The following is a 23,932-nucleotide window of genomic DNA, read 5'->3' as shown; positions in this document are numbered from 1 at the left end:
AAGATAGAACAAAGCTTTAATGATTTGATTGTATTTCGATGAATGGTAGACTTTCCTTAGTTTAATAAGAAAAGTACTTTAGTTAAAAGTAATATGCTGATAAGCACCTATATCAGGATTAGGATTTCTAGCAACACCTAAGATATCTATGCTAATTGAAGAGGGTAATGCATTACCCACAGCAGCACTGTTGCTACCAATAATAAATTCTTCTTTGCTGTTATCTTTAAAATCTTCATTACCATTTAGTATAACATTTAAATAATGAGAAGTATCGTTGAAATTTAATTCATTATTATTTTGAAAATTATTGTTGAAATCATCAAAATGAATTAAACAGTTTTGAACCATATAGTTAAAACTATCACCATTTTGTACACGATCTATAACGAATTCTATATTATTATTTCCTGTAATTATACAATTGGTGAAATTTGCAGCATTTAAATCTCTTGTTTCTATAACATCTTGTCCGTTCTCATCTTTAAAAGATAAAAAGTTATTTATTAAAACAGCTGGCAAAGAACGTAAGCTTTTATTCCAGTAATTAGCAAAAGTAGAATGTGTAAAGTTATAAGTTCCACCAATAGTACCAGCAAAAGAAGCTTGTCCTGCATTACCTATAACAACATTTTCTCCAGAGATATTTGCTTGTCTACCTAAAAGGCCAAAACTAGTTTGATTATAAATTTCTGTATTTGTTAAGCGGAGAGTAGGAGAGGAGTTTGTTCCTTGATTATCTACTAATATTCCTACAATACCATTTTTAATCTGTGCATGGTTTATTTCATTGTTTATACTTCCAGATCGCATCCAGATTGTACCCCATTGACCAGAAACTCTACTGAAAGAATTTTCTAAACGATCTCCTTCAAAAACAACTTTTTCATCTAATGTACCATTAACTTTTAAAGTTGCATCTTTGTCTATGATTAAACCAGAATTATCATGAAAATGGATTCTTGCTCCAGCTTCAATAGTTAAAGTTTTGTTTGCAGGTACAGCTGCGTAACCGTATATAACATAAGGTTTGTCTTTGGTGAAAGTAAGTTCGCTATCTTCTAAAAAACGCCCTTGAATAGATGTTAATTCTCCATCTAAGGAAAGGTTGTCTATTTCCATAGATATAGGATCTCTATCAGGAAAAATAAAAGTGGCATCTTGAACTAAAGTAACTAAATCAACATCTTGTTGATTTGTACCTGTATCAAAAAGAATTTTATCTGTATAAAGTGGATCTGGAATGGCACTAAAATCGATTGTAGTTTCTACAAAAACAAAAATACTGTCTTTAGCTAATATTTCTACATCCTGAAACATTTTCCCAGGAACTCCATCAACATTTAAACGATAATTAGAAGAGGTTCCGTTTTCTAATCGAATTTCAGGAACAGTGATAGCTTTATCGCTTCTGTTATATACTCTTAAGTTATAGGTAGCAGATCCTATATTTGTGAAAATAGTATCTAAAAAAACTGTATCTCTAGAGAATTCTAAATTACCAAAGCTAGGAACAGTGCTGAAATCTTTTCTGCAAGAACTAACAATAGTTATAAGTGCGATTATTAAAACAGTCTGTATTAGCTTGGTCATAGTTTTATTCTTTTATGATTTCAATTTCAAATAATTTACTCCAGTGTTTACCTGTAACGAATAAGCGGTTGTTTTTAGTATCGTAAGCTATACCATTTAATACATCATCTGTTTCTAATTTTTGCTCTCTTAAAATGGTTTGCCTTAAACTTTTCATATCAATTAAAGCTTCAACAATTCCACTATTAGCATCAATTATTGCAATTGTAGGTTTTATTTCTTTACCAGTCTTCCAGTAATTTGAGTAAATTTTACCATCAACATATTCTATTTCATTAAGTTTATCAATAGGCTTTTTTAAGGCATAAACTTGAATATTTCTTTTTTCCTTTTGGGTAGCTGGATCTAGAAACCAGATTTTATTAGTTCCGTCAGTTTTAATTAATTCAGAATCTGAATGTGTTAATCCCCATCCTTCAACACTATTTCCATAAGGGAATTCTTTTTTTAGGACAAATGTATCTAAATCAAATATAAAACCTTTTCTTGCCTGCCAAGTTAGCCAGAAGATTTCATTATTAAAAATAGTCATACCTTCTCCGAAATATTTGTCACTAAGATCATATTTTTGTATAACTTCCCCTGTTTTAATTTCTACTTTTCTTAATGAAGATTTACCTCTTCTACCAGTAGTTTCATATAAATAACCATTGTAATATTCTAATCCTTGTGTATATGCATTTTTATCATGCGGATAGGTATTTACAATTTTATAGCTATATATTTTAGGAGTTACATTAGAATAAACTTCTATTGAAGAACGAATCTTTTTTACTTTGCCAGGAATAAAAGCAAGTGCAGTAATATCATGTTTTCCTATTCCGAAATCAGAAATATTAATAGTTGTTTTATTTTCATTTATGGTTAACTGTTTTTTCCCAAAATATAATTGAATACTATCTGCTTTTTTACCGTTTAATTCATTTAAATCTATCTGAACTTTTTCTCCTAAAGCTACCTTTTTCTTATTTTGTAATTTAAATTTGTAGTTGTTTTCATTACAAGAGGTTAGGGTAAAAGCTAAAGCGATTAAAATACCAGAAAAACATGAAATTTTCATATAAGGTTGAGTTGAATGTATTAGTTCTTTAATTATACTACAAATAAAACAATTTATTTGTTTGGAATTTAAAAAAAAGGGTTAAATTTGCACCCTCAAATAGCCATTGCAGGTTTTTGATTTTACTTGAAGGCGTTTAAAACCTTACCAATTTTAAACAAATTCACACTAAATTAAAAGTTTTAAAGATGAAAAAAGGTATACACCCAGAAAATTATAGAATGGTGGCTTTCAAAGATATGTCGAACGGAGATGTATTTATAACAAGGTCTACTGCTAACACAAAAGAAACTCTTGAAGTAGAAGGAGTAGAGTATCCATTAGTTAAATTAGAAATTTCTAGAACATCTCACCCATTCTACACAGGTAAGTCTAAATTAGTAGATACTGCAGGACGTATCGACAAGTTCAAGAACAAATACGCAAAGTTTAAGAAATAAACTTTTCAAATATAGAAATATAAAAAGCACTAACATTGTTAGTGCTTTTTTATTGTATAAATCTTGTATCTTAGCCTGTAAACTAACAAAAATTCAAGAAAATGAGAGACACCATTTTAGCGGTAGTAATCTTAATTAATCTTTTATGTGGAGTATTGGTTTACTTTATTCCAGATTTAGGTAATTACATTTTATTAACTATTGCTTCAGCCTTTACTTTATTAGCTTTTTACGATGCTTTTATTCAGAAAAATCACTCATTAATGAGAGCATTTCCAATTATAGCGAGATTGCGTTGGTTTTTTGAAGAAGAAAGAGAAAAAATTCAACAATATTTCATAGAGGATGATTTAAATGGTACACCAATTAATAGAGAGAAAAGAAGTATTGTTTATCAAAGAGCAAAAAAGGAGGTTGAAACAGTACCGTTCGGAACTCAACATAATGTTTATGAAAAAGGATATGAATTTGTAAAACATTCTTTGTTTCCTACAGATCATCACAAAGTAAAAGGAGAAAATATTGTTTTTGGTTCAGATAAATGTTCTCAAAAATATGAAAGCTCTATTATAAATATTTCTGCAATGTCATTTGGTTCTTTAAGTAAGAATGCAATTAAAGCTTTAAATCAGGGAGCTAAAATGGGATCGTTTGCACATAATACAGGAGAAGGTGGAGTTTCTCCTTATCATTTACAAGGAGGAGATCTAATTTTTCAAGTTGGTACAGGTTATTTTGGAGCAGGAAAAACAATAGATGGTAAACGCTACTTTGATGATGAAATATTTAAAGAAAATGCAATAAGACCAGAAGTTAAAATGATTGAGATTAAATTATCTCAAGGTGCAAAACCTGGTCACGGTGGAATTTTACCAGCCAAAAAGAATACAGAGGAAATTGCAAAAATACGTTCAGTAAAACCTTTTACTAGAGTAGATTCTCCACCTTCACATTCTTCATTTTCTAATTTTAATGAAATGATTGCTTTTTTACAAAAAGTACGTGAGTTGAGCAATGGAAAACCTATTGGAATTAAATTTTGTGTTGGTAACAATGAAGAAATAGAACAAATGATAAAAGCCTTTGCTGATGCAAATAATTATCCAGATTTTATTGCTGTTGATGGAGGAGAAGGAGGTACTGGTTCTGCACCATTAGAGTTTTCTAATTATGTTGGAACACCTCTGTTAGAAGGACTTGCTTTTGTAAACAAAATGCTGATTAAATATAAGCTGAAAGATCAAATTAAAATTATAGCTAGCGGAAAAGCTATTGATGCTTTCGATATTGTAAAGTTTAAAGCTTTAGGAGCCGATGCTATTGGAATGGCTAGAAGTTTTATGTTGAGTTTAGGTTGTATTCAAGCTCGTGAATGTAACTTAGATACTTGTCCTGTTGGTGTAGCAACTCAAGATGAAGATTTAGTAGAAGCTTTAGTAGTAGAAGATAAAAACGTTAGAGTCAGAAATTATCATGCTAAAACCATTTTAGCATTAAAGGAGTTAGTTTCTGCTATGGGAAAATCTTCTATTAATGATATCTCGGCTAAAGATGTTTTTAGAAGAAATAAAGCAGGTGATTTAAGCTCTTTAGAACAAATTTATTTTTCAGAAAACTAGTCATTACAAACATATTTTTGGAAACAACTTTAGAATTTAAAAATACAGTATATCATTTAGAAAGATATCCAGAAACAAAAGATAATTCTTTAAAAGCTTGGAGTAATGCAGAAATCTTAGCCTTAAATTATTTAGAGGATAAAAAATTTAGTCATTATCATATTTTTAATGATCGTTTCGGGGTTTGGAATTGTGTATTGAAAGATAAACCTGTAAAAACGGTTTGGACTTATGCTAGTCAGAAAAAAGCTGTTCAAAAGAATTTAAAGTTAAATAAAATTGATATAGTTGACTCATCATTTATTCATCCATTAGATGAATATGGAACTATAGATTGTGCTTTGGTAAAAATACCTAAATCTCTGGAACTGTTTGAACTTTTCTTAGCTAAGATTCATAAAGCATCTGAAGAAAACACAGAGGTTGTATGTTGTTTTATGACTAAGTATTTTAGTACTTCTTATCTTAAAATTGCTGAAAATTATTTTAGCGACATTCAGCAAACTAAAGCATGGAAAAAAGCTAGATTATTAATTTTAAAAAATCCTAAAAAAGAATTGATAAATGAAAAAAAGTTTATCAATAAAATTTCTTGGAAAGAAGATGTATTGCATCAATATTATGGTGTTTTTTCGTCTAAAAGTGTTGATATAGGAACACAGTTTTTGCTAGAGAATATAAAAATTACAAAAGATGAAGTTAAGGTTTTAGATGTAGCTTCAGGTAATGGAATAATAGCCCGTGAATTATTAAAGTTAAATGAGAATTGTGAGCCTACACTTGTCGATGATTTTAATTTAGCCATAGCATCATCGAAATTAAATCTACCTGAAAATAAGTCAACATTTATTTGTGATAATAATTTACTTACATTAAAGAAAAACAACTTTGATTTGGCTGTGAGTAATCCTCCTTTTCATTTTGAATATGAGAATAATATAGAAGTTAGTTTAGAGTTGTTTTCTCAAGTTAAAGACTGTTTAAAAGACAATGGTCATTTTGTTTTGGTGGCTAATAAACATTTGAATTATAAAGTACATTTAAAAAAGCTTTTTACTGAGGTTACTATTGTTAATAGCAATAATAGATTTGAAATAATATTATGTTTTTAAAAAACTTCCTTCTTATTTTATTACTGAAAATAATTAAAAATTAAATTTAGGTGTATTAATAGTAAAATGTAATTTTTATTGAAAAAAAACAATTTATTTTGTTAGGCATAGAGTTTTTTTGAGACTATTATGTTGCGAAAAAATAAAATATTAATCTTATATTGCAAAAACGAGTAAAATATTATACATATCAATTAAATTTATTTTCTTTCTACATAAAGTTAGGAATTACACGCAAAATATAAAAAGAGATAAATAAAGTATTTTAAGTTATCTAAAAACGAAAGTTTTAAGGAAAAAAGATTAAGTTAACAGAAGCTTTTAATTGATTATATTATTACTAATTATAAGTATTGAATAACACGAAGTAAAAATTGTCATCATAGATAAAAATGAATATAAGAGAGTAGAAACTACAGTATAGTGAATTACAAACATATCTGTAACTCTAAAAAATAATTTAATGCCATTATAAAGAATTATTAGTGTAGCTTGAAAAGAAGAAAATTATTTGAATTAAAAAGAAACCCAATAAATACATTTATTGGGTTTTTTGATTTGCAGAAGATGAAATTTTCAAATCTTTTTAATAACAAATTTCCCCTCATTATTATATGCATTCATAGCAAAAATGCAAAAGAGGGATTCAAAGAATAATAGTTTTATCATAAATAAATTTAATTGGTTTTTATAGAAACAAAACTATTCTCGTATCAAATGTATTTCTATTAAAGAACTGTTAATTTAAAGTTATTGCCATTATAAAAAACAATAATGACTTGTATATTTTTCTTAATTTATATTAAGAATTAAAAATTTAACAAAACTAAAATGAAACTTCGTAAAGTTCTTTTATATATTTTTTTCCGTATTTACGTTCAAGTTTTCTTACAGTAAAATGCCCCTTAGCCATTTCTTGAAAATGATTAATAAAGAGTGTGTTTATTAGTGCTCCTCCAGCTGCTCCTATTATAGGAACAGATTGGGCAATTGTTTTTTCAGTTACTTGAATTCCAAACCGTTCGGCTATTTTACCAATTACATTTAAGAATAAAGTTGTTCCCTCGTGAAAAACACCATGTTCTGTAACAAATTTATTCGTTTGTACTATAGAATTTGAAAGAAACGCTCTTGTAGCATAGTAACTAGATTCTAAATTATCATCTTCAATACTGTTTCCACCTAAAGCGAATACTTCTAAACAAGCAAGTTTTGTGTCAATTTCTTTTATAGGTTCACCATGAGATCGAGCTATATCTGCAATAGATCTTAATATAATAGTAGTAGTTAAAGGTAGTTCAAACGCTAAACCAGTTAAGCCGAATATACCACCTATAGTGCCAGTGGCGCCAACTGCTATTTTATGAATTAGATTACTAGACTTTTCAAACTTTTCTTCTTTCATAGTAAAAATAGCAGCATCAGCAGCTTTTAATAATGATGATTTAGTAATATCATTTAGTTTTTCATTCCAATTTTTAGGAAGTGCTTCTATGCCTTTTTGTATAGGGTTACCAATGATATTACTTAATTTAATGGCTATTCCTGAATTTTCTAGTAACTGTTTAGCATTTTTTAATTCTTGAAAATCTTCGTTAGTGATTGTGTTTCTTAATTTATTCATTGAAGCAATTTATAATTTAAATATACTAAACTATTCTTGATATTTTATTTATTATTTTTTTAGATACACACTATAAATAACAAACCATTCGACTTAACATATGTTAATTTCATCTGTGTTTTAATATTCATTCGTCTGTATACAAGTTGATAGAGGTTTTTCTCTTAGTATATTAGTTGGGGATTATTACAGGATTATTAACACTTGAGAAAAGAAAATGGTTTTAAGGAATCATTTTCTTTTTTTACAAATTTTAATATTGTATTAACAAGTTGTTTTAATTCTAATGCATATATTTACTTTAGCTATGAATGTAATTGCTATTAGCTTTCATTTTATTATTATACAGTTTGTGTTTATTTACAATAAACGATTATAAAGCTATTAAGATTTAAATGTTAAGGGTTTGTTTGAATCTTTAAATTACTTAGCTAAAAAATTGAAAACTTCTTGTAACGCTAATCATTTTGGGGTAAATCAAAGCGTTATAACTTTTTAATTCAATTTTTGCCGCAACTCAATAAACTTATGCTTCTGAGTTGCGGTTTCTTATTTTTATTTTAACATGTATGAATGTAATTTATCGCTTATAGTTTAGACTATATAAACAAGATTAGTTTTACTTATGGGAAATATATTACAGTTATTAGATAGGAATACTATTGAAACGGGAGGTTTTCATGGTATCGTGCAGAAGAGATTGGTTGTTAATTCCAAATTTGGGCCTAAATCTGGAGTAAAGAAAGGAACTTGGGAGGGTATTGGAAACCTAGTGTATTTTGCTGATAGTTGGTTTGGAGAAGGAGTTGAGACTGGATTACACCCACATCAGTATATAGATGTATTAACTTTTGTAGTAGAAGGGAAGTTAGATCATGAAGGTTCTCTTAAGCATGGAATTAGTTTAAAAGCATTAGATTTTCAAGTGCAAAAATCCGGTAAGGAAGGTTTTTTACATAATGAAATAAATAAAGGAACTACTACAACAAGAATGTTACAACTTTGGTTACTACCAGAACAAATAGAACAGAAATCAAGTTTTAGAGTTCATAGAGCAGAAAAAGGTTTAATAACAAATGTATACGGACTAAGAGATAAAAATTCTACACAGATAGATGTAATTTATTTATCACAAGACGATTTGTATATATCAAAAAAAGAAAGTTTAGTATATGTTGCTAAAGGTAGTATAAGAATAGGTGAAGAATATATTTCTGAAGGAGTAATGTTGAATATCGATAAGGATATTATTCATTGTAATAAAGAAAGTATATTAATTAGTGTTTATATAAAAGAATAAAAAAAGCCTTGCTATTTGTTATAGCAAGGCATTTTTTTTATGCTTCAGCTTCCATGTAATCTTCTATAGGATTACAAGAGCAAATTAAATTTCTGTCTCCATAAGCATCATCAACTCTTCTAACTGATGGCCAGAACTTATTATCCATGATATATTCTAAAGGATAAGCAGCTTCTTGTCTAGAATAAGGAAAATCCCAACTATCATTAGTTAACATTGCTAAAGTATGGGGAGCATTCTTCAATACATTGTTTTGATCTTCTTTAGTAACAGTATCAATTTCTTTTCTGATAGAAATTAAAGCATCACAAAAACGATCTAACTCACTTAAACTTTCACTTTCAGTTGGCTCTACCATAATAGTACCTGCTACTGGGAAAGATACAGTAGGAGCATGGAATCCATAATCCATTAAACGTTTAGCGATATCAACTACTTCGATTCCGTTTTGTTTAAACTCTCTACAATCTAAAATCATTTCGTGAGCAGCACGTCCCATTTCTCCAGTATACAAAGTTTGGAAATGTTCTTGTAAACGCTCTTTCATATAGTTTGCGTTTAGGATAGCTATTTTTGTTGAGTTAGTTAAACCATCTGCTCCTAACATTGTAATGTATCCATAAGAAATTAAACAAGCAAGTGCAGAACCCCATGGAGCAGCAGAAATCGCTGTAATAGGATTTTCACCTCCAGTTGTAACTACAGGGTTAGTAGGTAAGAAAGGGACTAATTGTGGAGCAACACAAATTGGTCCAACTCCAGGTCCACCACCACCATGTGGAATAGCAAATGTTTTATGTAAGTTTAAGTGACAAACATCAGCACCAATAGTTGCAGGGTTTGTTAATCCTACCTGTGCATTCATATTTGCACCATCCATATATACTTGTCCACCATTATCGTGAATGATAGAAGTAATTTCTTTAATTGCTTTTTCAAATACTCCATGAGTAGAAGGGTAAGTAACCATTAAAGCCGCTAAGTTGTCTTTATGTAACTCAGCTTTAGCTCTTAAATCTTCTACATCTATATTTCCTTTTTCATCTGTTTTTGTTACAACGACTTTCATTCCTGCCATAACAGCGGAAGCAGGATTTGTACCGTGTGCAGAAGATGGTATTAAACAGATGTTTCTGTGTGTATCTCCGTTAGCTTCATGATAAGCTCTAATAACCATTAGTCCAGCAAATTCACCTTGTGCTCCAGAATTTGGTTGTAATGAAGTTCCAGCAAAACCAGTAACAACATTTAATTGTTGTTCTAAATTTTTTAATACAGTTTGATAACCTTCAGCTTGATTTAAAGGAACAAAAGGGTGAATATTTCCCCATTGTGGGTTACTTAAAGGTAACATTTCAGAAGCTGCATTAAGTTTCATTGTACATGAACCTAAAGAAATCATTGAGTGATTTAAAGCTAAATCTTTTCTTTCTAATTTCTTGATGTAACGCATCATATCAGTTTCTGAATGATATGTGTTGAATACTTCGTGATCTAAGAAAGATGTGTTTCTTTTTATATTTTCTGGAATTATATCCTCTGAAACAAATTCAGTTATTGTAATATCTTGAATATTAAAAGCTTGCTCAAAACAATCAACTATAGCATTAATTTCTTTTAAACCTACAGTTTCATTTAAAGAAATAGCAACATGATTTTTATCAACATAATTAAAGTTAATCTGGTTAGCTTCTGCCGTAGATCTTAATTTTTCAGCTTCAACTTCAACTAAAATAGTGTCGAAATATGCAGTGTTCTTTTGTTTAAACCCTAAACGATTTAATGCTACTGCTAATGTTTGTGAAGCACTATGAACTCTGTTGGCAATAAATTGAATTCCTTCTTTACCATGATAAACAGCATACATTCCAGCCATAACAGCTAATAGAACTTGAGCTGTACAAATATTAGAGGTAGCTCTTTCACGTTTTATGTGTTGCTCTCTGGTTTGTAGAGCCATTCTTAAGGCAGGTCCGCCATCTTTATCTTTAGTAACTCCAATAATACGACCTGGAATACTTCGTTTGTACGCTTCTTTAGTTGCAAAATACCCTGCATGTGGCCCACCGTAACCTAATGGAATTCCGAATCTTTGTGTAGTTCCTACTACAACATCAACACCAAATTCACCTGGAGCTTTCAAAACAGCAAGAGATAAAATATCAGCAGCTACAGCAACTTTTATATTGTTGTCGTTTGCTTTTGATACAAATTCAGAATAATCTATAACATTACCGTTTTTTCCAGGGTACTGAAGAATAGCACCAAAGTAATCATCAGCAAAATCAAATTTTTCATGATTACCTATTACTAACTCTATTCCAATAGGAATAGCACGAGTTTTTAATACCGATAACGTTTGCGGTAAAATTTCCTCAGAAACAAAGAATTTGTTAGCTCCAGCTTTCTTTTTAGCTCTTTCTCTAACATCAAATAATAAAGCCATTGCTTCCGCTGCAGCTGTTCCTTCATCTAATAAAGAGGCATTAGCTAACTCCATTCCTGTTAAATCACAAACCATAGTTTGGTAGTTTAACAAGGCTTCTAATCTACCTTGAGCAATTTCTGCTTGGTAAGGAGTATAAGCAGTATACCATCCGGGATTTTCTAAAATATTTCTTTGAATTACACTAGGAGTAATTGCTTCATGATATCCTAGACCAATATAACTTTTGAATATTTTATTTTTAGCCCCCAATTCATTAATATGTTGTAAGTATTCATACTCACTTAATGCTTCAGGCAAATCTAATTCATTTTGTAAACGAATATCGTCTGGTATAGTTTCGTAAATTAATTGGTCAATACTATCTACACCAATTGTTTTCAACATAATATCCTTTTCATTATCTCTAGGCCCAATATGTCTTAATTGAAATAAATTTGTATTCATTGTTGTCGCGTTGTTTATTTTGATGAGCAAAAATAACTAAATATTGAAAATCTTTTAAATCTTAGCTAACAAGTTTTTAACTATCCATAATAGTTCTAAACAAATAATTACTTTTATACCGTGAAATATTTGAAGGCAATTTTTGAATTTTATATTAACTCGAGTTTACATGTTGCATTTTCGGTTTATGCATTAGTAAGGGTTACAGAGTATTATTTTAATTTATCTTATAATGAAGAGTTAAGTTATTTTATTTTTTACGGTACTATTACTGGATATAATTTTGTTAAATATGCAAGTATTGCTAAGTTACATCATATGAGTTTAACCAAAAACTTAAGGTTAATTCAAATTTTTTCTTTTTTGTCTTTTGTATTAATGTCTTATTATCTAACACTATTAGACTCTAAAGTACTTCTATATTTTTGTCCTTTTGTTTTGCTTACACTTTTTTATACAATTCCTATTTTTAAAGGTTTAACAACGAGCTTAAGGAATATAAGTACAATAAAGATTTTTATTATAGCCATAGTTTGGGCTGGAGTAACATCTTTTATCCCATTATTAAATCAAAGTGAAATAGGAATTATTGAAGTCTATTACATTATACAACGTTTACTATTTGTAGTTGTACTTACTTTACCTTTTGATATTAGGGATATGAATTATGATAGAAAATATTTACAAACTATACCTCAAGTGATAGGAGTAGAAAGAGCAAAAAAATTCGGAGTTATTTTATTATTAATAACTATTCTAATAGAGTTTTTTATAACACCAAATTTTAACTTTAAACTTATATATACAATTGTATTTTTTGTTTTATTACTTTTTTTACAAAAGTCAAAAGTAAAACAATCTAAATATTACGCTTCTTTTTGGGTAGAAGCAATACCGATTTTATGGTGGTTTACTATTGAAACTGTAAAATAAAAAAAGGCTTTTGTAAAAAGCCTTTTTTTATTAATTTGTTAATATTTCTTTTTTACTTGATTTGAAGTTTTTCTTCTTAATTTTTGATGGACAAAACTGAGAGTATGTAATTGTACTATCACATGAAAAGCTTTCACCTTGACTCCATGCGTTTATTGTTTTATTTCCTTGGGTTACTACAGCTTTTGAAATAATAGTCGTACAATCTGTTTTTTTAAATTTATGAACAGATATACTATATGAATGCTTTTGAACACCAGCTTCATGTTTTTTTTGATTTTCTACTTCTTTTAAATTAGGACAACCATTGTTTTTTAAAGGAATGTCGTTATAATCACCAACAAATAGTTTAGTCTTGTTTAAATTCCATCCTTTTTTAATTGTAAAAGTAACGTAGAGGTTGGTTTTGTTTTTGTAGCTTATTGTTAAAGTACCAACTTCAGTATTTTCTCCTATGAGTTTAGAACTAAAAAAAACTTTCTCTTTCTTAATCAAAGGATTTGAATTTGAGAAAATATTTTTATTATAGGTATTATTAGTAGTAGTGTAGTTAGAAAAAAGTAAAGTTAGACAAATTACAAAGCATAAATTTTTAACTTTTCTCATATTGTATTGATTTAATAATATTTATAAATATAATTTTTTATAATAAAATAAGAGTCATTATTATAATCATTAATGACTCTTAGAATTTAATGTGTTTATTAAACTATTTAGTTTTCTAATTAGTGGTAGGTCCTCCACCTTCTCCACCTCCGTTATTACAAAGGGGTGAGTACATAGCCCAGCTTTTACCATCAAATCGAACACCTTTACCCCAGGCAGTTTCATTAGAAGATCCATTACTTACTTCAGCATGAGTGGCAATACATAAACAATTAATACCTCTTAAAGATGAATTTGGAATAGTATAAGTAAATTCGTTAATATTATTATGATTCATTTTATAAGGGAATTTACCTATTTTAGGATTTCCTTTACGAGTTGTAGGTATTAAATCACAATCACCTAAATATAAATGCGTAGCTTTTATAGTCCAATTATCATTTGCTGTGTAGGTTACATACATATTGGTTCTATCAAAACTTAAAGTTACAGAACCAATTATTTCGTTCTGTCCAGCAATTAAATCAGCAGACCACAAAGTGAAAGGAGATTTTACAAGTATAGGAGTCTTATTTGATAAATTATTTTGATTTAATAAGTTCATTAAAAAATCATATCCATAAGTTAATTCTTGGTTTTCAATGTTGTTAATACTTTCATCATTTTTATTACAAGAGTATAATAAAGATAAAGACAAGATAAAAATGCATAATAAGTTTCTCATAATTGTTGTTTTTGGAATTATTTGAATTTTAAATTCATATTCATTTATAAAAAAGTTATAAGTAGAATAGTGTCTTTATAAAAAGAAATTTGGTTAAGATTTATAGTTAATTAAAAACATTTGATGTCACTCTAAGCTGAGTACTTCTAATTTTTTCGTGAAGTTAAGATATATCTCTATTTTTTTATATCTAATAATAGATAATAATGTAGGTGTAAAAACATAAAATATCCCCCTCATAATTTAAGTTTTTAAAAAATTAAATAATTGATGGGCAAATATATACATTTTTATATTACTTGCAGGAAAGTAAATAAAAAATAAACAAAGCCTAATATATAAGAGTCAATTGTTTTATAGATAAAAGGGTCGTATTTTTACTTTTCAATAAATAAAAGTGACCATGAAAATAATCATTTCTCCTGCAAAATCATTGGATTTTGATACTAAGGCAACTACGGAAGATTTTTCTATTTCTAGTTTTTTAAACCACTCTGAGAAACTGAATAAAAAATTAAAAACATTATCAAGAAAGAAACTATCTGAGTTAATGAAAATTTCTGACGATTTAAGTGCTTTAAATTATGATAGAAATCAAAAATGGAGTTTACCATTTAATTTAGATAATGCCAAACAAGCAGTGTTTAGTTTTACTGGAGAAGTGTATAGAGGTATAGATGTATATTCTTTAGAGGTAGAAAAAATTTCTAAATTACAGGAAAAACTCAGAATTTTATCGGGATTATACGGAGTATTAAAGCCTTTAGATTTAATTCAACCTTACAGATTAGAAATGGGAACAAAATTAAAAGTGGGGAGAAATGAAAATTTGTATCAATTTTGGGGAGATATTTTAGTAAATTCATTAAATCAAGAACTTAAAGATGATGAGTTGTTAGTAAACCTAGCAAGTGCAGAATATTTTAAAGTATTACCCAAAAAATTATTAAAAGTACCTATGATTACACCTGTTTTTAAAGATTTTAAAAATGGGCAATATAAAACCATTATGACATTTGCCAAAAAAGCCAGAGGACTAATGGTGCGATATATAATAGATAATAACATAGAAAACTTAGATGGTTTAAAGGGGTTTGATGTAGAAGGGTATAGGTTTTCAGAAGAAATGTCTAAAGAAAATGAATTAGTATTTACAAGATAGTAATTAAATAAAAAGGTGTTATTAATAATATAAATAACACCTTTTTATATTTTAACAATCTGCTAAACCTACGGTAATAGCCAATCCTCCTTCGGAAGTTTCTTTATAATTTTTATTCATGTCTTTTGCGGTTTCCCACATAGTTTCTATAACTTTATCTAAAGGTACTATAGCGTCTTCTGGGTTACCTTCTAGTGCTAATTCAGCAGCATTTATAGCTTTAATGGCTCCCATAGCATTTCTTTCGATACAAGGGATCTGAACTAAACCACCTATAGGGTCACAAGTTAACCCTAAATGATGTTCCATTGCTATTTCAGAAGCTTCTAAACATTGAGAAGGTGTTCCTCCAAGTAGCTCTGTTAATGCCGCCGCCGCCATAGCTGATGAAACCCCAATCTCCGCTTGACAACCTCCCATTGCAGCTGAAATTGTTGCATTTTTCTTAAAAATACTACCAATTTCTCCAGCTACTAATAAAAATTTACGAACATGCTCTATAGTAGCATTATGATTTTCAATAACCATATAATACATAAGTACAGCAGGAATTACTCCAGCACTTCCATTTGTAGGCGCAGTAACTACTCGCCCCAAAGAAGCATTAACTTCATTTACAGATAAAGCTAAACAACTTACCCATTTTAATATTTCTCTAAACTTTACTTCTGTGCTTCTAATAGCTGAAACCCACTCTTCCTTATTATTGTATTTACTACCTTTAATTAACTTTTGATGAGTAGAAAATGCTCTTCTTTTAACATTTAATCCGCCAGGTAAAATACCTTCTGTATGACATCCGATATACATACACTCTAACATTGTGTTCCAAACATTATCCAACTTTGCATAAATTTCGTTTTCAGAACGTAACATATTTTCGTTAGCAAAAACAATTTCAGAGATGTTTTTTCCGTGCTCTTTACAATAACTATCTAAATCTATTGCTTTGTTGATAGGGTAAGGAAAGGTAATGTCTGTATTATTAGAAGTGTTTTCATTATTTTCTTCCTGTATTACAAATCCACCTCCAATAGAATAATAAGTTTCAAATGAAATTAGTTCTTTTTTTAGATTAAAAGCTTTAAACGTTAATCCATTAGAGTGAAAAGGTAAAAATTCTCGGTGAAATTCAATATCGTCATTTACGAAATCGATTTCTTTTTCAAGATTAAAAAAAAGAGTATTAGTATCTTTTATCTTACTGATTATTGAGTTTATTGATTCTACAGGAATAAACTCAGGATCGGTTCCACTTAATCCTAATAAAATAGCTAGATCGGTTGCATGACCTTTTCCTGTTAAAGATAAAGAACCATATAAATCTACCTTTATAGTGTTAATACTATCGAATAAATTTTGTTCTTTGATTTTTTGAATCCATTGTTGAGCTGCTCTCCAAGGGCCTAAAGTGTGTGAGCTAGAAGGGCCAACACCTACTTTTAGCATATCAAAAACACTAATGAATTGTGACATAAGTTTCAGTTGTTTGTATTAACAAAAATAAAGAACCTGTATTGAATTTCAATACAGGTTCTTCTATAAGTTTAAAAAACGGAAAAAATTACATTCCGTATACAGATTCTTTACCAAATTTTTTAGCTAAAAGATAGTAAACTACTGCACGATATTTATTTCTTTCTGACTTGCCAATTTGCTCAACAACCTCAGCGATTGCATCATCTAATTCAGAACCATCAGTTAAACCTAATTTTTTGATTAAGAAATTTTTCTTCACAGTTTCAAGTTCTTTAGGGTCGGAACCAGAAACAGTTTCAGCATCTCTTTTGTAGATAGAAGGTCCTAAACCTTTAGTAACAGCGGTTAATAAATCTGCATCAAAACTTAAATTTTTGTCATTCATAAAGTTTTTGTACAGCTCCACTTTTTCGTCAAATTTGCTCATAATTTTTTAATATTAGTTATTTTGTTTTTCAACATCTTTTCAAATATAGAAAAATAATTAGGTAAATCAAATTGATTTTCAGTATCAAAATCTTTCATTTTTTGATTAAGTTTTATGCTTGTTAATTTGTTAATTATTTTGTTGAAAAATAAACAGTGTTGCTGTTAGAAAAAAAGACTTCTTGTAGTAGATTTATAATAAATCAAATTCTACAGTAAATGTCTTTATCAAAATTTGAATCTATGTTAAAAACCAATGAAGTATATTTTTTCGATACTTCTGAGTTTGAAAATATAGTAGAGCATTATTTAAATGTAGGAAAGCATTCTTTAGCAAAGAAAGCATTGCAATTGGGGTTAGAGCAACATCCAGAATCTATTAATTTAAAATTATTAAAAGTAGAGGTTCTTGTATTTGATAATGAAATAGAGACTGCAATTAGCTTATTAGCAGATATAGAAGCTATAGAGCCTCATAACGATGAGGTTTTTATACAAAGAGCTACAATTTTATCAAAAGATAAAAAACATAAAGAAGCTATTGAAATTTTAAAAGAATCATTAGAGTTCGTTGAAGACCCTGTGGATGTTTGGGCTATGATAGGAATGGAGTATTTGTATTTAGATGATTATGAAAATGCAAGATTTAATTTTGCAAAATGTATAGATGTAGATTTTGAAGATTATTCTTCCTTGTACAATATTATTTATTGTTTTGAAATGGAAGAAAACTATGAAGAATCAATCGATTTTTTAAAAAAATATTTAGAAAAGAATCCATATAGCGAGGTAGCCTGGCATCAATTAGGAAAGCAATACTATGAGTTAAATATGTTTGAAGATGCTTTAAAAGCTTTTGAATACGCAGTATTAGTAGATGATGCTTTTATTGGAGGTTATTTAGAAAAAGCAAAAACATTAGAGAATTTACAACGCCATGAAGAAGCTATAGAAAACTATTTAATTACATTAGAATTGGATGATCCAACAGCTTATGTTTATATAAGAATCGGAGAATGTTATAATAAATTAAATATAAAAGAGACAGCAATAAAATATTTTAAAAAAGCTGTTTATGAGGATCCTTTACTTGATAGAGGTTGGTTGTTATTGACAGACATTTATTATGATGTTGAGAATTATAATAAGGCTGTTTATTATATTAATAAAGCTCTACAAATTGATGATTCTAATCCAATGTATTGGAGGAAATATGCTGAAATAAATATTAAACTTAATTTTTATGAAGAAGCTGTAAAGGCTTTTCAAATGTGTGTAAACCTTGGAGATATTGATGTTGAAATTTATATTGCTCTTGCAGATGTTTTACTTTTTATAGGTGAATTTGAAAATGCATTAAGTATTTTATTAAAAGCTAAAAAAGTTTATAACAATTTTGCTGAAATTGAATATCGCCTATTTGGTCTGTTTAAAATAAATCATGAAGATGATTACGCTTTTAGCCATTTAAAGAAAGCATTAGAGATCGATTTTGAGCACCATGAGTTGATAAAGGATTTGTTTCCTACAATATATAAAGATCAAGACACTCAAAATTTTATAGCTAAGTTTAGCTTACTCTAATAGTTTTTTCTTCCAAAGTTGCTGAATGATTATACCTGAAATTATTGTTAAAATAGATAGAGTTAATGCAGTGCTTGTTCTTCCATATATCCAATTTCCAGTAGCGAATAAGAACCCATAAATACCTATAATACTACAAAAGAAAGCTACTATTTTTGACCCTATGTTTTTAAATTTACTTTCGTTACCAAAAATTAATTGATTAAATTGATCAAGAGTGTTTTTGTCTGTAGGTTTAGTATTTAAAGTTACAATTATCCATACTACTGTGGTTACAAAAACTCCAATTATTAATTGCCAATAACCTTTAATATCTAAAATAGGTTCAACCATTTTATTATTTATAAAAAAGAAAATAGCAATTAAGAATGAAACTATCATAGCTGCAATTTCACTATAAGGGTTAACTCTATACCAAAACCATCTCAAAATGAATAATAACCCAGTACCTGCTCCTATTTGTAGTAATAAATCAAAAACATCCTTAGCAGATTGTAGAAAGAAAGAAAAGGAGGCAGCCATGATCATTAATACAACTGTAGAAACTCTACCAACAATTACTTTCTGATTTTCTGAAGCTTTATTATTTATAAAACGACTATAAAAATCATTTACTATATAGGAACTTCCCCAGTTTAATTGTGTTGAAATTGTACTCATAAATGCCGCAATTAACGATGTGAGTACTAAGCCTAATAAACCTGCTGGTAAATATGTCATCATTGCAGCATAAGCGACATCATCACCTCTCATTTCCTTAGTTAAATTAGGAAAAGTATTATTAATGCTAACTAAGTCTGGGAATACAATTAATGATGCTAAACCAACTAAAATCCAAGGCCAGGGTCTAATAGCATAATGAGCAAAGTTAAAAAATAAAGTAGCCCAAGTTGCATTTTTTTCGTCTTTAGCAGCTAGCATTCTTTGTGCTATATATCCTCCGCCACCAGGTTCGGCTCCAGGGTACCAAGTACTCCACCATTGCACTGCAAAAGGAATAATAAACAAAGTGATTAAAGTTTCAGTATTTGAAAAATCTGGTAGTAAATTTAATTTACTTTCAACAGAGGAGTGTGTTAGTAGTTCTTGAATTCCACCTATTTCAGGTAGGTTCACTATGTAAATTGTGGCCCAAATAGAACCTATCATCGCAATTATAAACTGAACAAAATCTGTTAATAAAACACCTTTTAAACCACCTAAAGATGAATAAATAACAATTATTATAGAAGAATACAATAGAGTCTCAGTTTGTGATAAACCTAATAAAATGTTAGCTATTTTAGATCCTGCTAAACAAACTCCAGCCATAGTTATTACATTGAAAACGACTCCTAAATAGATTGCTCTAAATCCTCTTAAAAATCCAGCAGTTTTACCAGAATATCTTAATTCGTAAAATTCTAAATCTGTTGTAATTCCTGATTTTCTCCAAAGTTTAGCATAAAAAAAAACGGTTAGCATACCTGTTAGTAATAAAGCCCACCAAACCCAATTTCCAGATACGCCATGAGTTCTTACGAGTTCAGTTACTAATCCAGGTGTATCTGCTGCAAATGTAGTAGCAACCATAGAGATTCCTAAAAGCCACCAAGGCATGTTTCTGCCAGAAAGAAAAAAATCGGCACTACTCTTTTTGGCTGATTTTGATGCTCTTACTCCGATGTAAAGTGATAATAAAAAGAAAATTATAATTATTGAATAATCTAGTGTGGTTAGCTTCATTTCAGTAAGTTTATGCTAATGTAAATAATTATTTTAAAAAGGGATAAAATACAATGAAAATCGAAAACGATTTCGCATTTTTATCTCAAAAAACAGCAAAATATAAGTAACTTTGGTATCAATATTTATGGGACAAAAAGTAAAAAAAATAGCAGTTATGACTTCTGGAGGAGATTCTCCAGGTATGAATGCAGCAATAAGATCTGTTGTAAGGACAGCAGCATATTATCGAACAGAATGTATCGGAATATATAGAGGATATCAAGGAATGATAGAAGGAGATTTCACTCCAATGTCTGCTCGAAGTGTAAATAACATAATTCATAAAGGAGGAACGATTTTAAAATCGGCTCGTTCTAAAGAATTTATGACTAAAGAAGGAAGAGCAAAAGCTTACGAAAATCTTAAAGAAGAAGGTATAGAAGGCTTGGTAATTATTGGAGGTGATGGTTCTTTTACAGGAGGAGTTGTTTTTAATAGTGAGTATAATTTTCCTGTAATCGGTATACCAGGAACTATAGATAATGATATTTATGGTACTTCACATACTTTAGGTTATGATACTGCATTGAATACAGCAATGGAAGCTATAGATAAAATTAGAGATACTGCTTCTTCTCATAATCGATTATTCTTCGTAGAAGTTATGGGGAGAGATGCTGGTTTTATTGCTTTAAATACTGGAGTTGGAGCAGGAGCTGAAGAAATTTTAATTCCTGAAGAAGATTTAGGATTAGAACGCATGTTAGAATCTTTAAAGAAAAGTAGAAGATCAGGTAAATCATCTAGTATAGTAGTTGTAGCTGAAGGTGATAAATCAGGTAAAAATGTATATCAATTAGCTGATTATGTTGAAGAGAATATGCCAGAATATGAAGTTAGAGTTTCAGTTTTAGGTCATATGCAAAGAGGAGGTTCTCCAACATGTTTTGATAGAGTGTTAGCTTCTAGGTTAGGTGTAAGAGCAGTTGAATTATTAATAGATGGAGAATCTAATTTAATGGTAGGATTGAAGGATAATGAAGTAGCTTCAACTGATTTGGAAAAAGCTATTAAAGGTCAAAATTCAATAGATAAAGAGTTATTAAGAGTGTCGGATATTATGACGACATAAATCATGTAAAAATAAACAATAAAATGATTAAAATAGGAATTAATGGTTTTGGTAGAATTGGAAGATTAGCTTTCCGTTCTGCAATCCAAAGAGACAATATTCAAGTAGTAGCAATAAACGATTTATTAGATGTAGATTACTTAGCTTATTTATTAAGATATGATTCTGTACATGGTCGTTTTAATGGAACTGTAGAAGTAAAAGATGGAAATTTAGTTGTAAATGGTCAAACAATCAGAATTACAGCTGATAGAAATCCAGAAAATCTAAAATGGGATGAGGTTGGAGCTGAGTATGTTATAGAATCAACAGGTTTTTTCTTAACAAAAGATAAAGCTAATTTGCATATTAAAGGAGGAGCAAAAAAAGTAATTATATCTGCACCTTCTAAAGATGCAAAAATGTATGTGATGGGAGTAAATCATAATACATTAACTGCTGATGAAACAATAATATCTAATGCTTCTTGTACAACGAATTGTTTGGCTCCTTTAGCTAAAGTAATAGATGATAATTTTGGTTTAGAAGAAGGTTTAATGACAACAATTCACTCTGCAACTTCAGGCCAAGATGCAGTGGATGGACCAAATTCTAAATGGAGAAGAGGGCGTTCTGTATTACGAAATATGATACCAACTTCTACAGGAGCAGCTGTAGCTGTAACTAAAGTAATTCCAGCTTTAGAAGGAAAATTAACAGGAATGGCTGTTCGTGTTCCAACAGCAGATGTTTCTTTAGTTGATTTAACGTTTAGAACAAAAAAGAAAACGTCTTTAAAAGAAATTTTAGCTAAGTTAGAAGAGGCCTCTAAAGGAGAATTAGAAGGTGTTATTGGATATACAAATGATGAAGTTGTTTCTCAAGATTTTGTGTCTGATCCAAGAACATCTATTATCGATGAAGGTGCTAGTATTGAATTAAATGAGAATTTCTTTAAAGTAATTTCATGGTATGATAATGAGTATGGTTATGCTACTAAGATTGTAGACTTATTAGAGCATGCTGCTTCATTATAATTTATAGATAATTTGAAATGAAAAAAAAGCACCAATTTAGGTGTTTTTTTGTTTAATAAAGATTACAAAAAAATAAGACTCATTTTAATGTCAAATGAGTCTTTTTTAATTAAATAATTAATATGAAAATAAATGGGCTTTTACCATGTAAATGTTTCTCCAGTTTCATAATTGATCAAAGTGCCATTACCACTTGCTGTCCAAGTACATTTAACACTAAGACTGTTATTTTCGTAAATTTCAAGATTTCCAGAATTGTCTGGATTAGCAGTTAAAATGAATTGGCTACCATCATTACTTTTAATATCTAATGTTGCAGTATTATTTATAAAAGTCCATTTTAAAGAAAGTACACTTCCGCCAGTAGAACTATCATACATATTTAACTCAGCTCTACTTTCATCTTTTAAACTGTATCCGTCCATTACTTTACCTGAATAATTAGGACTCTGAATTTCATAGGTAAATGTGAAGCGATCTACTAACTCCGTAACGCTATAATTAATTGTAGAATTTCCATCGGACCAAGTATAAGTTTGTGTATTTCCAGTAGCGCTATTTCTTCCTGCTAAATTTAACCTTTGAGATGTAGCGTTTTCAGGAACATTAAAGAAAGCAGAAAAAATTTGTCCGTAACTTTTAACAACATTAAAGTATGTAGCTGTGGTTTGTGCATTAGAGTTTGAATTATCACTTAATGCTGTAGGAATTTTAATTTCTGAAATTTTAGTTTGGAAACCTTCCATTACTTCAGATAATTCTTTGTCTTCAAATTCGTCTATGATTTTTTCATTACTATCACTACAAGCAGATAAAATGATTAGCCCTAAAATTGCGATTAGATTTCTTAAATTTTTCATGTTTTTATATTTTAAAATGTTTCTATTTTTTTTAGAAGTTATATAATAACCCAACACTGAATACAGCTTGGTCAAAGGCACTCAAAATGTATTTAGTTTCAAATACACCTGTTAAAGAAGAAGATAAATCGTAGTTTAATCCACCACCAACATTAAACCCGATTTCAGTTACAGAAGCGCTAATACCTAAAACAGTGGCACTAGATCGAGTTAAGTTTAAACCAGCTAAAGGATAAAAAGAAAGTCCATCTTTATCAGATAAAATATAGTGAGCATCTGCATTGATACCAATAACAGAAGAACTTGCTCCCTGAACACTTTCTCCAAAGAAATAATTGAAAGAAGGTGAAGCACGAAATTTATCTGAAATTCTAAATGAAGCTTTAGCTCCGATTCCAATCTCTGAATTTGTTCCATAAGCAGCTTGAAGTCCAACTTTTGTTTGTGAAAACATTGCTGTTGAAACGATCATAAATAAAATAGTAAATGTTAAATTTTTCATCTTGTTATTTGTTGTTTTACATTACTTAGTGGATGAAAATTTTAGAGGTAAACATTTTTGGAAATTTTTTTAAAAAAAAAGATGAATTAAAAAGAAATTAGATGAATCTGTTTACTTTTTCTTTTTTAAAACATTAAATATTTAGAATAATGATTTGATA

General features: G+C 29.1%; 20 protein-coding genes. 9 read left to right on the top strand and 11 right to left on the bottom strand.

Translation table 11 applies throughout. From position 1 onward, the window contains the following. Positions 1-78 precede the first annotated feature (78 nt). Positions 79-1,593 carry a beta-helix domain-containing protein gene (locus tag AC2TEO_RS05320; protein WP_442267122.1) on the bottom strand — a complete coding sequence of 505 codons (1,515 nt, stop codon included), beginning with the start codon at positions 1,591-1,593 and terminating at the stop codon, positions 79-81. Between the two features lie 4 nt (positions 1,594-1,597). Beyond that, positions 1,598-2,653 (bottom strand): glutaminyl-peptide cyclotransferase, encoded by a 1,056-nt coding sequence (locus tag AC2TEO_RS05315; RefSeq protein WP_442267121.1) that lies wholly within the window; start codon positions 2,651-2,653, stop codon positions 1,598-1,600. Positions 2,654-2,841: 188 nt separating this feature from the next. Here AC2TEO_RS05315 and AC2TEO_RS05310 point away from each other — a divergent pair, with 188 nt between their 5' ends. From AC2TEO_RS05310 to AC2TEO_RS05300, 3 genes are all read left to right on the top strand, one after another. Then, complete coding sequence (locus AC2TEO_RS05310) at positions 2,842-3,093, top strand: type B 50S ribosomal protein L31 (RefSeq protein ID WP_442267120.1); 252 nt, start codon at positions 2,842-2,844, stop codon at positions 3,091-3,093. 101 nt (positions 3,094-3,194) lie between these two features. Then, complete coding sequence (locus tag AC2TEO_RS05305) at positions 3,195-4,712, top strand: FMN-binding glutamate synthase family protein (RefSeq protein ID WP_442267119.1); 1,518 nt, start codon at positions 3,195-3,197, stop codon at positions 4,710-4,712. Positions 4,713-4,729: 17 nt separating this feature from the next. Further along, positions 4,730-5,824 carry a methyltransferase gene (locus tag AC2TEO_RS05300; RefSeq protein ID WP_442267118.1) on the top strand — a complete coding sequence of 365 codons (1,095 nt, stop codon included), beginning with the start codon at positions 4,730-4,732 and terminating at the stop codon, positions 5,822-5,824. Positions 5,825-6,650: 826 nt separating this feature from the next. On the opposite strand, the gene AC2TEO_RS05295 is transcribed toward AC2TEO_RS05300, so the two are convergent. Then, on the bottom strand, positions 6,651-7,448 hold the full coding sequence (locus AC2TEO_RS05295) for an EcsC family protein (RefSeq protein ID WP_442267117.1): 798 nt from the start codon (positions 7,446-7,448) through the stop codon (positions 6,651-6,653). 625 nt (positions 7,449-8,073) lie between these two features. Here AC2TEO_RS05295 and AC2TEO_RS05290 point away from each other — a divergent pair. Next, positions 8,074-8,748: a pirin family protein gene (locus tag AC2TEO_RS05290; RefSeq protein ID WP_442267116.1), complete on the top strand. Its 675-nt coding sequence runs from the start codon at positions 8,074-8,076 to the stop codon at positions 8,746-8,748. A gap of 37 nt (positions 8,749-8,785) precedes the next feature. Here AC2TEO_RS05290 and gcvP read toward each other — a convergent pair whose 3' ends face one another. Then, positions 8,786-11,641 carry an aminomethyl-transferring glycine dehydrogenase gene (gene gcvP / locus AC2TEO_RS05285; RefSeq protein WP_442267115.1) on the bottom strand — a complete coding sequence of 952 codons (2,856 nt, stop codon included), beginning with the start codon at positions 11,639-11,641 and terminating at the stop codon, positions 8,786-8,788. A 120-nt stretch (positions 11,642-11,761) separates the two neighbouring features. On the opposite strand from gcvP, the gene AC2TEO_RS05280 reads away from it, so the two are divergent. Next, complete coding sequence (locus AC2TEO_RS05280; protein ID WP_442267114.1) at positions 11,762-12,574, top strand: UbiA prenyltransferase family protein; 813 nt, start codon at positions 11,762-11,764, stop codon at positions 12,572-12,574. A gap of 30 nt (positions 12,575-12,604) precedes the next feature. Here AC2TEO_RS05280 and AC2TEO_RS05275 read toward each other — a convergent pair whose 3' ends face one another. Together AC2TEO_RS05275 and AC2TEO_RS05270 are read right to left on the bottom strand one after the other, a co-directional pair. After that, positions 12,605-13,180, bottom strand: a complete 576-nt coding sequence (locus tag AC2TEO_RS05275; RefSeq protein WP_442267113.1) for a hypothetical protein — start codon at positions 13,178-13,180, stop codon at positions 12,605-12,607. Positions 13,181-13,295: 115 nt separating this feature from the next. Next, a complete protein-coding gene (locus tag AC2TEO_RS05270; protein WP_442267112.1) occupies positions 13,296-13,904 on the bottom strand; it encodes a hypothetical protein in 609 nt (202 codons plus the stop codon). Between the two features lie 403 nt (positions 13,905-14,307). Between AC2TEO_RS05270 and yaaA the strand changes: the two genes are divergently transcribed. Beyond that, complete coding sequence (yaaA, locus tag AC2TEO_RS05265) at positions 14,308-15,066, top strand: peroxide stress protein YaaA (protein WP_442267111.1); 759 nt, start codon at positions 14,308-14,310, stop codon at positions 15,064-15,066. A 51-nt stretch (positions 15,067-15,117) separates the two neighbouring features. Here yaaA and AC2TEO_RS05260 read toward each other — a convergent pair whose 3' ends face one another. Beyond that, positions 15,118-16,542 (bottom strand): L-serine ammonia-lyase, encoded by a 1,425-nt coding sequence (locus AC2TEO_RS05260; protein ID WP_442267110.1) that lies wholly within the window; start codon positions 16,540-16,542, stop codon positions 15,118-15,120. An 88-nt stretch (positions 16,543-16,630) separates the two neighbouring features. Further along, the gene (locus AC2TEO_RS05255; RefSeq protein ID WP_442267109.1) at positions 16,631-16,972 is read right to left on the bottom strand and encodes a DUF2853 family protein; all 342 of its coding nucleotides are present in this window, start codon (positions 16,970-16,972) and stop codon (positions 16,631-16,633) included. A 218-nt stretch (positions 16,973-17,190) separates the two neighbouring features. On the opposite strand from AC2TEO_RS05255, the gene AC2TEO_RS05250 reads away from it, so the two are divergent. Further along, positions 17,191-18,555: a tetratricopeptide repeat protein gene (locus AC2TEO_RS05250; protein WP_442267108.1), complete on the top strand. Its 1,365-nt coding sequence runs from the start codon at positions 17,191-17,193 to the stop codon at positions 18,553-18,555. Here AC2TEO_RS05250 and AC2TEO_RS05245 read toward each other — a convergent pair. Next, on the bottom strand, positions 18,547-20,280 hold the full coding sequence (locus AC2TEO_RS05245; RefSeq protein WP_442267107.1) for a sodium:solute symporter family protein: 1,734 nt from the start codon (positions 20,278-20,280) through the stop codon (positions 18,547-18,549). The two genes, AC2TEO_RS05250 and AC2TEO_RS05245, sit on opposite strands and share 9 nt — an antisense overlap. Before the next feature lie 127 nt (positions 20,281-20,407). Here AC2TEO_RS05245 and pfkA point away from each other — a divergent pair, with 127 nt between their 5' ends. Together pfkA and gap are read left to right on the top strand one after the other, a co-directional pair. Beyond that, positions 20,408-21,394, top strand: coding sequence for a 6-phosphofructokinase (gene pfkA, locus AC2TEO_RS05240; RefSeq protein WP_442267744.1), 987 nt, complete (start codon positions 20,408-20,410; stop codon positions 21,392-21,394). A 23-nt stretch (positions 21,395-21,417) separates the two neighbouring features. Continuing rightward, positions 21,418-22,410 (top strand): type I glyceraldehyde-3-phosphate dehydrogenase, encoded by a 993-nt coding sequence (gene gap, locus AC2TEO_RS05235; RefSeq protein ID WP_442267106.1) that lies wholly within the window; start codon positions 21,418-21,420, stop codon positions 22,408-22,410. A gap of 140 nt (positions 22,411-22,550) precedes the next feature. Here gap and AC2TEO_RS05230 read toward each other — a convergent pair whose 3' ends face one another. Both AC2TEO_RS05230 and AC2TEO_RS05225 read right to left on the bottom strand, forming a co-directional pair. Further along, a complete protein-coding gene (locus tag AC2TEO_RS05230) occupies positions 22,551-23,270 on the bottom strand; it encodes a hypothetical protein (RefSeq protein ID WP_442267105.1) in 720 nt (239 codons plus the stop codon). A 31-nt stretch (positions 23,271-23,301) separates the two neighbouring features. Then, positions 23,302-23,772 (bottom strand): outer membrane beta-barrel protein, encoded by a 471-nt coding sequence (locus AC2TEO_RS05225; RefSeq protein ID WP_299681928.1) that lies wholly within the window; start codon positions 23,770-23,772, stop codon positions 23,302-23,304. Between the last annotated feature and the right edge of the window lie 160 nt (positions 23,773-23,932).

It is taken from the genome of Tenacibaculum aquaeponti (assembly GCF_057221555.1).
This window is presented reverse-complemented; position numbering and strand designations above follow the sequence as displayed.